Below are 12931 nucleotides of genomic sequence, written 5' to 3' on the forward strand. Positions count from 1 at the left end.
GCCCGGCCTCCGGTCACCGGCACGCGGTCACCGGCCCGCGAATTTGTCGCTCATCGCCGCGTAGAGCTGCTGCGCGCCCTGCCCGAGTCGCGGCCCTGCCAGCCAGCCCGAAGTGACCGGCCCGATCGAGGTGTTGGACACCAGCTCGGACTTTCCGTCCTTGCCGGCGATGAACCAGCCGCCACCTGAGGAACCGCCGGTCATGGTGCAACCGATGCGCCACATCGCCGGTGTGCCGGGGCTGACAGAAAGCCGACCGGGTCGGTCGACGCACTTGTTCATCAACTGCCCGTTGAACGGCGGGGCCGCCGGGTACCCCCAGGCACCCATCGCGGGGATGTCCTTCGCCTCGGGAGCGTCGAAGTCGACCGTGAGCGCGTTGCCGACGGTCTCTTCGAGGGACTTGCCGCCGTTCTCCGGCTTCACGTGCAGAAGCGCGTAGTCGTAAGGTGACCCCGCGCCGCCGGTCGGTCCGCCGTCCGTGATCCAGGCGTTGGACGTCATGGCCCAGTCGGCCCAGTACGAGCCGTAGGGTGCGATCTCCTGCGGCTGGGCATTGCGCAGCTGGGCGGGCGTCCTGCCCTGGTCGTTGTAGGACGGGACGAATGTGATGTTCCGGTACCAGCCGCCGTTGGCCCCCGCGTGGACGCAGTGGCCGGCGGTCCATACCAGGTTCGACCGGCCCGGGGCCTTCGGATCCTTGACGACCGTGCCGGAGCAGACCATGGAGCCCGCGGGGGAGTCGAAGAAGACCTTGCCGACCGGGGCCGCGTACCGGTGATAGGGATGCTTCTCCTCCTGGGCCTGCACGGGTGCGGGCTCCGGGTCGGTGACATTCTGGTCGCCCGTCGAGTCGCCGTAGGCCATGGTCTTCTGCGGCTCCTTGGCCTCCTGCATCCGGTCCGGTTTCCACAGCCCCTTGATCACCGGGTTGACGAAGTCCTTGGCGTTACGCAGCCACTTGTCCTTGTCCCAGTTCTTCCACTCGCCGTTCTTCCACTTGTCCGGGTCGACACCGTGCTTCTTGAGGGTATCGACGAGCGCGCCGGCGTCATCGGCGGCGCCGCCGGCGGATGCGGAGGCCACGGGCTTGTCGGCAGCTTGCCCGGCTGCCTTGTCGTTGGCGCCGCCGCAGGCTGTCGCCGTCAGCGCAAGCGCTGCGGCGACAGCGGTCGCGGCCAGTTTCGGACGGATGGATCGCATGGACCGCATGGAGCAGTTCCCCCTGGTGATGCGCGGGTCTTCTTACCGCCGCTGGTTGCGGCTGCCGTTGCTGAGGACGGCTCGAGGACGAGCTGTGGACGGAAGGGAATGCGCCGTCTAGCGCCGACCCGCATACTTCTTGCTCACCGACTCGTAGACGCCCTTGGCTTCCTTGCCGAGCCGTGGCCCCGCCAGCCAGCCCGTGGTCACCGGGCCGATCGAGGTGTTGGAGACCAGGGCAGGCTTGCCGTCGGCACCCGCGGAGATCCAGCCGCCGCCGGACGAACCGCCGGTCATGGTGCAGCCGATGCGGTACATCGTCGGGTCGTTCGCGGTGACCGAGAGGCGACCCGGGCCATCGGAGCACTGGAAGAGCTTCTGGCCGTCGAACGGCGGAGCCGCCGGGTAACCCGTCGCCGTGATACTCGGGATCTTGGGCACCGCGGGCGCGTTGAAGTTGACCGGCAGTGCGCCGCCGACCGTCTCCTCCAGCGACTTGGTGCTGCCCTTCTCCGGGGTCACATGCAGGACCGCGAAGTCATAGGGAGCACCCTGGCCGCCGGTGGGCCCGCCGTCGCTGATCCACTGCTCGGAAGTCTGCGCCCAGTCCGCCCAGTAGACGCCGTACGGAGCGACCTCCTCCTTCTTGGCATGCTGCAACTGGGCAACGGACTTGCCGCTGTTGTTGTAGGACGGGACGAAGGCGATATTGCGGTACCAGCCGCCCTTCTTGCCCGCGTGAACACAATGACCGGCCGTCCACACCATGTTGGACTTGCCGGGATGGGCCGGGTCCTCGACCACGGTCGCCGAGCAGACCATTGATCCTTCGGGGCTGTCGAAGAACAGCTTTCCCGCCTCGGGCAGATTGGCGTGGTAAGGGGCCTTCACGGCCTGGGCGTTGACCGGAGCCGGCGTCGGATCGGTGACTCCCTTGTCGCCTGAGATGTCACTGTCGACAGGCTTCTGCGGAGTCTTGTCGGCGTCCCGCATCCGGGCCGGGCCCCAGAGACCGGCGATGATCGGGTTGATGAAGTCCTTGGCCTCCCGCAGCCACTTGTCCTTGTCCCAGTTCTTCCACTCGCCGTTCTTCCACTTGTCCAGGTCGACGCCGTGCTGCTTCAGCCGGTCCTTGACGTTGTCCGGAACGGTGATCTTGCCGTCGGATGCCGAAGTGGCGCTGGTGCTGGCCTGACTCGAGGCGTCATCGGCGCCGGGGCCGCAGGCAGTGGCGGTGAGCGAGAGCACGGCTGTGAGGCCAACCACCACTATGGCGGGGAAGGTTCGCCGTGTGCGCGTCCCGCGGCGCGCTGTAGAAGCTGGGTGGAGCGGTCGCATGTGGTGATCCCCCTGAGACTTCGGAACTGATTTCGGAGCAACTGCGGCAGCGCGGAACAGGACGTGTCGGCCCCCGAAGTGCGGGCCCCACTATGCCGGTGCCGATGGGGACGGCGCGCAGCAGGGTTGTGGTTCCGCCGTCACAAGGATCTTCCCTCCCGCCCGTGATCTCGCAGCGCCGTCGTCGTTGGTACGTACGGGGGGCTTTTGGGCTGTGTTCAGCCGTGGAAGCTGCGGCCGTGCGACAGAAAAGCGACGGCCGAAACGCGATGACCTAGCTGTAACGACCTAGCTGTAACGAACTGATTCGGGACAGCGGGAGGAGCACCAGTAGTGGCCGTGACCGAATCTGCTCCGATGGCGCCGGCGACCGTGCACGCGGGGATCCTGCGCCGGCAGTCGATGCGTGAGTCGGCCGCCCGCACCTATGCGCGATCGTTGCCGATCGTTCCGGTGCGGGCCCGTGGACTGACGATCGAGGGCGCGGACGGGCGACGCTACCTCGACTGCCTCTCCGGTGCGGGAACACTCGCACTCGGACACAACCACCCGGCAGTGCTGGAAGCGATCAAGAAGGTGATCGACTCCGGCGCACCGCTGCACGTCCTGGATCTCGCCACACCGGTCAAGGACGCTTTCATCACCGAACTCTTCGAGACGCTGCCCCGACACTTCGCCGACCAGGCGCGGGTGCAGTTCTGCGGACCTGCCGGTACGGACGCGGTCGAGGCAGCGCTCAAACTCGTCCGCACGGCAACCGGGCGCAACGGAATCCTCACCTTCACCGGTGCCTATCACGGCATGACGGCCGGCGCCCTTGCAGTATCGGGCGGTGCCCCCGACGTACGGGTGACCAGGCTGCCGTATCCCCAGGACTACCGCAGCCCCTTCGGGGTCGGTGGCGAGCGAGGAGTGGACCTTGCCACCCGCTGGACCGAGAACCTCCTCGACGACCCCAAGGGCGGGGTGCTGCCGCCGGCCGGGATGATCCTCGAGCCGGTACAGGGCGAGGGCGGGGTGATCCCCGGCCCCGACAACTGGATGCGCCGGATGCGGGAAATCACCGCGGCACGCTCCATTCCGCTGATCGCCGACGAGGTACAGACCGGCGTAGGCCGCACTGGAGCCTTCTGGGCTGTCGAACACAGCGGGATCGTGCCCGACGTGATGGTGTTGTCCAAAGCGATCGGCGGGTCCCTTCCGCTCGCCGTCATCGTCTATCGGTCCGAGCTGGACGTCTGGGATCCGGGCGCCCACGCGGGGACCTTCCGCGGCAATCAACTGGCCATGGCAGCGGGTGCCGCCACCCTCGCGTACGTCCGCGAGAACCGGCTCGCCGAGCGTGCGGGGACTCTCGGCGCCCGCATCATCGGACGGCTGCAGGGGCTGGCCGCAGATCACCCCTCCATCGGAGACGTACGCGGTAGAGGACTGATGATCGGCCTGGAAATCGTCGACCGCGAGGCCGGCGACCCCACCGCCACAGCGCCTCCGCCGGCGGATGCCGCTCGCGCCGCCGCCGTCCAGCGCGAATGCCTGGCCCGAGGGCTCATCGTCGAACTCGGCGGACGTCACTCCAGCGTCGTCCGGCTGCTGCCTCCCCTCACTCTCACTGACGAACAGGCGGAAGCCGTCCTCGACCGGCTGGCCGACGCTCTGACGGCCGCCGAACGTATCCAGAACCATCACCACGAGACCCGCCCCCAGCTCTGACATGGATCTCTCACAAGGAAGCAGTCCGTGAATTCCACCCCCGCACCCGACACGCCCGAGGCCTACGGCCGTCCCGCTTCCTGCGGACCGCTCATCGTCGACTTGGAGACAGTCCCGCGTCAGAACAGCAGGGACCACTCACGCGAACGCCCCCTTCACCCCGACCCTTTGGACGACCCGGACGCGACAGCAGCGGCCGAAACGGCGGGTATCGAGAATCTGCTGCGCTGTTGGATCAGGGAGAACAACATCGTCAGGCCGACCGGCCCGATTCTGCGCGTCCCGCTGAAGGCGAGCGGCGCGGCATTGCTCGTCCCGGTCCTGTACTGGTCGCCCACCGGCTGGCACCGGTTCGGCAGACCGACGCTGGAAGGCGGCTCGGCTACCGCGCCGCCCGCCGACGCTGTTACCGTCGCCGCACTGCTCGGTCGGGAAACCGGCCAACGCGAGAGCGCCGACCTGGTCGGCAGGGTTGCCGATTCGGTACGCCGCACCGCCACCTTCCTCGCCGAGCGGCGCGCCAGTCCCGGGCCGGCCCACGAGACGGATCTCTTCCTCACCGCGGAGCAGTCCCTGCTGTTCGGCCACCCTCTGCACCCCACCCCGAAGAGTCGGGAAGGACTGTCCGACGCCGAGAACCGCACGTATTCGCCGGAGCTGCACGGTTCCTTCCCTCTGCACTGGATCGCTGTCGACCGATCCGTACTGGCGCAGGACTCCGCATGGACGGAGCGGGGCCGTACCCTCCCCGCCGAACTGGTCATCGCTCGATTGGCGGGCCCCCTTTCGCATCCGGACGGCACGGCTCTGCTGCCGCTGCACCCGTGGCAGGCTCGGGACCTGATGCAGCGTCCCGCCGTGGTCCAGCTTGTCGAGGCAGGCCTCCTGTGCGACCTGGGTCCGTATGGTGACCGCTGGCATCCCACCTCCTCCGTGCGTACGGTTCACCGTCCCGGTTCCGCGGCGATGCTCAAGCTCTCGCTGGGCCTGCGCATTACGAACTCCCGTCGGGAGAACCTGCGCAAGGAACTCCACCGGGGCGTGGAAGTCCACCGCCTGCTGAGGGGCGGACTCGGTGAGGAGTGGCAGACAGCTCACCCGCGCTTCGACATCGTCCGCGACCCCGCATGGCTCGGAGTGGACACCCATGACGGAGAACCGCTCCCGGGGTTCGACGTTGTCGTGCGTCACAATCCCTTCGGCCCGGGGGACGATGCCGTGTGCATCGCGGCTCTCACCGCGGTCCGTCCTCGTCCCGGCCGGGACCGCATGAGCTCCCGGCTCGCTGACATCGTGACCGCGCTCGCGGCCTCGACCGGCAGATCCACCGGTGCCGTCGCCGCCGAGTGGTTTCTGCGATACCTCGATCACGTCGTACGCCCCGTGCTCTGGCTCGATGGTGCCGCAGGCATCGCCCTCGAAGCCCATCAGCAGAACACGTTGGTCATGCTGTCACCCAACGGCTGGCCCGTCGGCGGACGCTACCGCGACAACCAGGGCTACTACTTCCGCGAGTCCCACCGTGAGGCTCTGGAAAGGCGCCTGCCGGGCATCAGCACGACCAGTGACACCTTCGTCGCCGATTCCGTGACCGACGAGCGATTCGCCTACTACCTAGGCATCAACAACGTCTTCGGGCTCATCGGGGCATTGGGCTCGCAGCATTTGGCAGACGAACGCCTTCTGATCGCCGCCTTCCGGCAGTTCCTGGCAAAGGCGAGCGTGCTCGGTTCACCGCTGCCCGCTCAGCTGCTGAACGCCCCGGTGCTTCGGACGAAGGCCAACCTCCTGACCAGGCTGCGCGGACTGGACGAGCTGGTCGGCCCGGTCGACACCCAGTCGGTCTACGTCACCCTCACCAACCCCCTTCATTCCACCGGGACATGACCCGATCTGTACCTGAGAAGAGGAGTGTCGCCGTGCCCTCCATAGACGCGAGCATCAACTCCGGGACCGAGCCCGCCCACCCGGCCGGCCCGGACCACCCGACCGACACTGCCGGACCGACCGGGGCCGAAGCAGCAGACACCCTGGATCTGCGGCTGTCCGGGGAACTCCTGGCAGCACTGCGGGACCGTGCCCCGGAGACCGGATACGCCGCCGCTCCCCGGATGCCTACGGGGGGCGACCTCCTGGACGACCCCGGGGGCTGGGAACCCGCCGCCACACCCGCAGGCGAGTTCCGACTTGTCGCTGCGGACGTCGAGCGAGATCTCGCCCTGATCAGCCGGTGGATGAACGACCCGGCCGTCGCCGCATTCTGGGAACTCTCGGGTGATGAGTCCGTTACCGCAGCGCATCTGCGCAGCCAAGTCGACGGTGATGGGCGAAGCGTTCCGTGCCTCGGCCTGCTCGACGGCGTTCCGATGAGCTACTGGGAGCTCTACCGGGCGGATCTCGACCCACTCGCCCGGCACTACCCGGCACGACCGCAGGACACCGGACTGCATCTCCTCATCGGGGGGGTCAGTGACCGCGGCCGAGGTATCGGCACCTCCTTGCTGCGAGCCGTGTCCGACCTCGTACTGGACAACAGACCCCGCTGCACACGGGTGATCGCGGAACCCGACTTGCGTAACACCCCCTCGGTAGCGGCCTTCCTGAGTGCCGGCTTCCGCTTTTCCGCGGAGGTACAGCTCCCGGAGAAGCGCGCCGCCCTGATGATCCGCGACAGAGTGCTACGCCGCCTGCTCTGAGTGATCACTGTGAGCCTCCATGAATGACTGGGTTGTGAGCGACTGGCCGTGCACGACGTCTACGAACAACGTCCATGAACAACGTGCTGCATTTGATACACCGCGCGTCCCGCATCGGTTCCCACTCGAGGAGTGCCTGTGTTGAACCCACCCGTCATCCCCGACTCCGCCGCGGAACCGGCGCTTCTTTCTCCCACCGAGCTGAATCCGGACGACTGGGACCGGGCTGCCCGCCGACTCCTCGCCAAGATGCTGAGTTCGTTCGCCTACGAAGAGATCATCGAACCCACGGCCAGGGCCGGTGACCGCTTCCTGCTCACGCTCGACAACGACCTGCCGCTCACCTTCCGGGCCCGGCGGGGGGCCTACGGGAACTGGCACGTGGAGCCGGACACCATCGAGCTGGAAGGCCGGCAGTTCACCGATCCGCTCCGATTTCTCGTTCTCGCCCGTCGCGTGCTCGACCTCGACGGCGCCACCCTCGGCCACCTGATCCGGGAACTCACCACCACACTGGCGGCCGATGCGCGCCTCGACCACACCGCACTCCCCGTGGAGGACCTCGCCGACCTCGACTACGCGCAACTCGAGGGCCATCAGACCGGACATCCCTGGCTGGTGCTCAACAAGGGCCGCATCGGCTTCTCGGCGAGTGACGCTGCCCGTTGGACGCCCGAGTCCCGCACCTCGGCGCGTCTGCCCTGGATCGCGGTCAGCACGGAGCTCGCCCGCTATCGGGGCGTCACCGGTCTCGGCACCCCCGAGCGCCTCTACCGCCGCGAGCTCGACACCGCCACGCGGGCGTCCTTCGCCGCACTACTGCGCGCTCGCGGCCTGGACCCGGACCATTACCTCTATCTGCCCGTGCATCCGTGGCAGTGGGACGAAGTGATCCTTCCTCTTTTCGCTCCGGCCATTGCTCATCACAAGATCGTCCCTCTGCATGCCGATGGTGATCCGAGAATTCCGCAGCAGTCCGTCCGCACCTTCCTGAACCTGGACCGGCCCGACCGGCACACCGTGAAGCTTCCGCTGTCGATCCTCAACACGCTGGTCTGGCGTGGTCTGCCCACCGAGCGGACGCTCGCCGCGCCCGCCGTGACCGCCTGGGTCCAGGGCCTGCGCGACGAGGATGCCTTCCTGCGCGACGAATGCGGAGTCATCCTCCTCGGCGAGGTCGCCTCCGTATCGGTCGAGCACCCTCTCTACGATCACCTCCCGGACGTCCCGTATCAATACCGGGAACTCCTCGGTGCCATCTGGCGCGAACCGCTGGAGAGCCGGCTCGCGCCCGGTGAGGGAGCCCGCACGCTTGCCTCGCTGATCCACACCGACCTGCAGGGGCGCTCCTTCACCGCGGAACTGGTTGCCAGGTCGGGGCTCACCCCCACCGCGTGGCTGCGCCGGCTCTTCGTAGCGCTGCTGCCGCCGCTGCTGCGCTTTCTCTACCGCTACGGCACGGTCTTCTCACCGCACGGCGAGAACGCCATCGTCGTCTTCGACGACCACGATGTACCCGTTCGGCTGGCGATCAAGGATTTCGTGGACGACGTCAATATCAGTGCGGAATCCCTGCCGGAGCACGAATCGATGCCTGACGAAGTGCGCGAGGTGCTCCTGACGGAGGAACCCGCCTTTCTCACCCAGTTCATCCACTCCGGGCTCTTTGTTGGCGTCTTCCGCTTCCTCGCCCCGCTCTGCGAAGATCAGCTGGGAGTCCCCGAGGCCGATTTCTGGTTACTCGTCCGAAACGAGATTCTGCGCCATCAAGCTCGCTTCCCCGAGCTCAAGGAACGCTATGAGATGTTCGACCTCCTCACCCCCCGGATCGAGCGTCTCTGCCTGAACCGCAACCGGCTCCACCTCGACGGTTACCGGGACCGACCGAATCGTCCGCACGCCGCAGTGCACGGTACGGTCCGCAATCCCCTGCACGAGGTGTGATCCCGATTGTCAGAGGTGCCCCGTAGGGTAGTCCTGCTATGACGAAGCCCTCCCTCCCTGAGCTCTTGCACGCTGCCGTCACCGCCGTGGGCGGTACGGAGCGCCCGGGCCAGGTCACCATGGCCCAAGCCGTCGCTGAAGCGGTCGACCACAATGCCCACCTGCTGGTTCAGGCAGGCACCGGTACCGGAAAGTCCCTCGGCTATCTGGTGCCTGCCCTGGCCCACGGTGAGCGTGTCGTCGTGGCCACGGCGACGCTCGCGCTGCAGCGTCAGCTGGTGGAGCGTGACCTTCCGCGGACGGTCGAAGCCCTCCAGCCGCTGCTGCGGCGACGGCCCGAGTTCGCGATGCTCAAGGGGCGGTCCAACTACCTCTGTCTGCACCGCCTCCACGAGGGCGTACCGCAGGAAGAGGAGGACGGTCTCTTCAACCAGTTCGAGACGGCAGCTCCCAGCAGCAAGCTCGGCCAGGACCTGCTGCGGATGCGGGACTGGGCCGATGAGACGGAGACCGGCGACCGCGACGATCTCACTCCCGGTGTGTCCGACCGGGCCTGGGGACAGATCTCCGTCTCGTCCCGCGAGTGCCTCGGGGCGAGCAAGTGCGCCTATGGCGCTGAGTGCTTCGCGGAGGCCGCACGCGAGCGGGCCAAGGTGGCCGATGTCGTCGTCACCAACCACGCCTTGCTGGCCATCGATGCGATCGAGGGCGCTCCGGTACTTCCGCAGCACGAGGTGCTGATCGTTGACGAGGCTCACGAACTGGTCTCACGGGTCACCGGTGTGGCCACCGGTGAGCTCACCCCGGGCCAGGTCAACCGGGCCGTGCGGCGTGCCGCGAAACTCGTCAACGAAAAGGCGGCAGACGCCCTGCAGACCGCCGCCGAGACATTCGAGCGAGTCATGGAGCTGGCTCTGCCGGGACGCCTGGAGGAGATTCCGGAAGACCTCGGATATGCCCTGATGGCGTTGCGTGACGCCTCTCGCACGGTGATTGCGGCGCTGGGTTCCACCCGCGACAAATCGGTCCAGGACGAGGACGTCGTGCGCAAGCAGGCCATGGCGTCCGTCGAGTCCATCCACGATGTCGCCGAGCGGATCACTCTGGGCTCGGAGTATGACGTCGTCTGGTACGAGCGGCATGACCGCTTCGGCGCTTCGCTGCGAGTGGCCCCGCTTTCCGTATCGGGATTGCTCCGCGAAAAGCTCTTCGCCGAGCGGTCGGTGGTCCTGACGTCCGCCACCCTCAAATTCGGCGGGGATTTCAATGGGGTGGGGGCTTCGCTCGGTCTTGCCCCGGAAGGCACTGAGGGTGAGGACCTCCCCCAGTGGACCGGACTCGATGTCGGCTCGCCCTTCGACTATGCGAAGCAAGGCATTCTCTACGTCGCCAAGCACCTCGCGGCCCCGGGCCGCGAAGGATCCAGGACAGACATGCTGGATGAGCTGGCCGAGCTGGTGGAGTCGTCCGGTGGGCGCACCCTGGGGCTCTTTTCGTCCATGCGGGCGGCCCGGTCCGCGGCCGAGGAGCTGCGCGGCAGACTGGACAAGCCGATTCTTCTGCAGGGTGAGGAGACACTGGGCGAGTTGATCAAGAACTTCGCGGCAGACCCGGAAACCTGCCTCTTCGGCACGCTTTCGCTCTGGCAGGGAGTGGATGTCCCGGGATCCAGCTGTCAGCTGGTGGTCATGGACCGGATTCCCTTCCCGCGTCCCGATGACCCGCTGATGAGCGCCCGCCAGAAGGCGGTGGAGGAGGGCGGCGGTAATGGGTTCATGGCCGTCGCGGCCACGCATGCTGCTCTGCTGATGGCTCAGGGAGCGGGGCGGCTGGTACGCGCCATGGGAGACCGGGGTGTCGTAGCGGTGCTCGACCCCCGTCTGGCCACTGCCCGCTACGGCAGTTACCTGCGGGCCTCGCTGCCGGAGTTCTGGTTCACCACGGACCGTAACCAAGTGCGCCGCTCGCTGGCTGCCATCGACGGAGCGGCAAAGGCGGAGGGCAAATAGTGGCGTCCGTCCCTGCGGCACGAAGCTCGGGGCCTGAGCGGTCCTGAACACCTGCAAGCCTGTCCGGGGGCACTACAGGGCCCCGGAACCGGCGCAGTGGGTTCCGAGGCCCGGCTCATCGCCGATGGGTGGTCAGACCCGCCGGAGCACTGCTACCACCTTGCCGAGAATGGTGGCCTCATCCCCAGCGATCGGCTGATACGCGGAGTTGTGAGGGAGCAGCCATACGTGTCCGTCCTCGCGCTTGAAGCGCTTGACGGTGGCCTCGCCCTCCAGCATCGCCGCCACGATGTCGCCGTTCTCCGCGACGGGCTGGCGGCGTACGGTGACCCAGTCGCCGTCGCAGATCGCCGCCTCGATCATCGAGTCGCCGACGACCTTGAGCACGAAGAGCTCGCCGTCCCCCACCAGCTGCCGGGGGAGCGGGAAGACGTCCTCCACCGACTCTTCGGCCAGGATGGGTCCACCGGCGGCGATCCGACCGACGAGCGGTACGTAGGAAGCGGCCGGCTTGCCTGTGGTGTCGGTGGTCTGGGTGCTCGGCTGGTCGGAGCCACGGACCTCGTACGCCCGGGGGCGGTGCGGGTCGCGGCGAAGAAAGCCCTTCCGCTCCAGCGCCATCAGCTGATGAGCGACGGACGAGGTACTCGACAGCCCCACGGCCTGACCGATCTCCCGCATCGACGGCGGATAGCCACGCCGCTGGACGGAGTCCCTGATCACCTCGATGACTCGCCGCTGCCTGTCCGTCAGCCCAGAACTGTCCGCCCGGATTCCCGGAGGTCGGCCGGGCAGCGAGCGAGCAGGTCGCGGGGGCACCAGGCCCTCGGGATCCGTGGCGTCGTTCATGGCATGCACCGGCTCGAGTCGATTCTGGGAGCGGTCCTGGGCAGTGATGATGGCACTGTCTGCGGTCGTGGTCACGTCGGCCCCTCTCGAGATGTTCTCTCCCTAGTTGGACAACGGTAGTGGCTTTCGAAAGGTTGCGCCAAACACACGTTCGAGTGAAAAACTGGAAAACCCTTCACCTGAGCGGATGGTCGGGTGTATGAGCGCCTTGAGCGTTGAAGGCAAGCGGGCCGCCGACGCTACCGCCCCCGCCTCGCGCAGTCGTTCTGCGGGTGCTTCTCGCGGACCGTCGCCGATGGATTTCACTCTGTCATCGGGTGGCCCGGAATCCCTGCGCCGACGCGCCTGCCGTACGCTCGGCACGGCCGGACGGCGGGAGCGGTGGTGCCGACACGCGCTGAGGCGAAGGTGGCGCCGAACCCCAGATCTAGTGGTTGGATTGCAACTGCAGCCCAGAAGTAGTGGTCCCTGGTCCTTCAAGGCCCCAGTCATCGCCTATGCTTGGGGCTGCTTCGAGGGGCCTCTTCCGGGCCTTGACGAGGGTATTCAGTCGTGCGCGAAGGAGGCTCGGAACCATGCACTGCCCCTTCTGCAGGCACCCTGACAGCCGTGTGGTCGACAGCCGCACCACCGACGACGGCACGTCGATCCGTCGGCGCCGGCAGTGCCCCGACTGCTCTCGCCGTTTCACGACGGTGGAAACCGCATCGCTCATGGTGATCAAGCGCAGCGGTGTCACCGAGCCGTTCAGCCGCACCAAGGTCATTACCGGGGTGCGCAAGGCGTGTCAGGGAAGACCGGTCACCGAGGACGCTCTCGCCCAGCTCGGCCAGCGGGTCGAGGAGGCGCTGCGCGCCACCGGGAGTGCCGAGCTCACCACCCACGATGTGGGGCTGGCCATGCTCGGCCCGTTGCAGGAACTCGACCTGGTCGCGTACCTGCGTTTCGCGTCCGTCTACCGGGCTTTCGACTCGCTCGAGGATTTCGAGGGCGCCATCGCGGAACTCCGCGAAGGGCAGCCCCCCGCAGTGGAGTGCGAGTGCGGAGGGGCCCCGGCGGTGCCCCCGCCCTCCACTGCCACCGACTGATCCTTCGGGATTCACGGTCACACTGCCGGCGGCACTTCAGGAGCCGCCGGCGCCAGACAAATACAGTGCCCTGGGAAGATCTGGGCGCTTT

Annotated in this window: 9 protein-coding genes; 6 read left to right on the plus strand and 3 right to left on the minus strand. The window is 67.4% G+C overall.

What is annotated here, in order from left to right; translation table 11 throughout:
* Positions 1-27: 27 nt before the first annotated feature.
* Together AB0436_RS27190 and AB0436_RS27195 are read right to left on the minus strand one after the other, a co-directional pair.
* Complete coding sequence (locus tag AB0436_RS27190) at positions 28-1203, minus strand: hypothetical protein (RefSeq protein ID WP_366470580.1); 1176 nt, start codon at positions 1201-1203, stop codon at positions 28-30.
* Between the two features lie 117 nt (positions 1204-1320).
* Positions 1321-2541, minus strand: a complete 1221-nt coding sequence (locus AB0436_RS27195; RefSeq protein ID WP_366470581.1) for a hypothetical protein — start codon at positions 2539-2541, stop codon at positions 1321-1323.
* A 333-nt stretch (positions 2542-2874) separates the two neighbouring features.
* Between AB0436_RS27195 and AB0436_RS27200 the strand changes: the two genes are divergently transcribed.
* The 5 genes from AB0436_RS27200 to AB0436_RS27220 all read left to right on the plus strand — a co-directional run bounded on the left by AB0436_RS27200 (position 2875) and on the right by AB0436_RS27220 (position 10903).
* A complete protein-coding gene (locus AB0436_RS27200; RefSeq protein WP_366470582.1) occupies positions 2875-4254 on the plus strand; it encodes a diaminobutyrate--2-oxoglutarate transaminase family protein in 1380 nt (459 codons plus the stop codon).
* A gap of 27 nt (positions 4255-4281) precedes the next feature.
* On the plus strand, positions 4282-6141 hold the full coding sequence (locus tag AB0436_RS27205) for an IucA/IucC family protein (RefSeq protein ID WP_366470583.1): 1860 nt from the start codon (positions 4282-4284) through the stop codon (positions 6139-6141).
* Positions 6142-6173: 32 nt separating this feature from the next.
* A complete protein-coding gene (locus AB0436_RS27210; protein ID WP_366470584.1) occupies positions 6174-6950 on the plus strand; it encodes a GNAT family N-acetyltransferase in 777 nt (258 codons plus the stop codon).
* 138 nt (positions 6951-7088) lie between these two features.
* Positions 7089-8894: an IucA/IucC family siderophore biosynthesis protein gene (locus AB0436_RS27215; protein WP_366470585.1), complete on the plus strand. Its 1806-nt coding sequence runs from the start codon at positions 7089-7091 to the stop codon at positions 8892-8894.
* Between the two features lie 38 nt (positions 8895-8932).
* Entirely contained in the window at positions 8933-10903 is a 1971-nt protein-coding gene (locus AB0436_RS27220) for an ATP-dependent DNA helicase (RefSeq protein ID WP_366470586.1), read from the plus strand.
* Between the two features lie 132 nt (positions 10904-11035).
* On the opposite strand, the gene lexA is transcribed toward AB0436_RS27220, so the two are convergent.
* Positions 11036-11827 (minus strand): transcriptional repressor LexA, encoded by a 792-nt coding sequence (gene lexA / locus AB0436_RS27225; protein WP_366470587.1) that lies wholly within the window; start codon positions 11825-11827, stop codon positions 11036-11038.
* Between the two features lie 500 nt (positions 11828-12327).
* Here lexA and nrdR point away from each other — a divergent pair, with 500 nt between their 5' ends.
* Positions 12328-12840, plus strand: a complete 513-nt coding sequence (gene nrdR / locus AB0436_RS27230; RefSeq protein ID WP_366470588.1) for a transcriptional regulator NrdR — start codon at positions 12328-12330, stop codon at positions 12838-12840.
* Positions 12841-12931: the final 91 nt, after the last annotated feature.

This window comes from Streptomyces sp. NPDC051322 (assembly GCF_040689485.1).
Classification (GTDB): Bacteria; Actinomycetota; Actinomycetes; order Streptomycetales; family Streptomycetaceae; genus Streptomyces.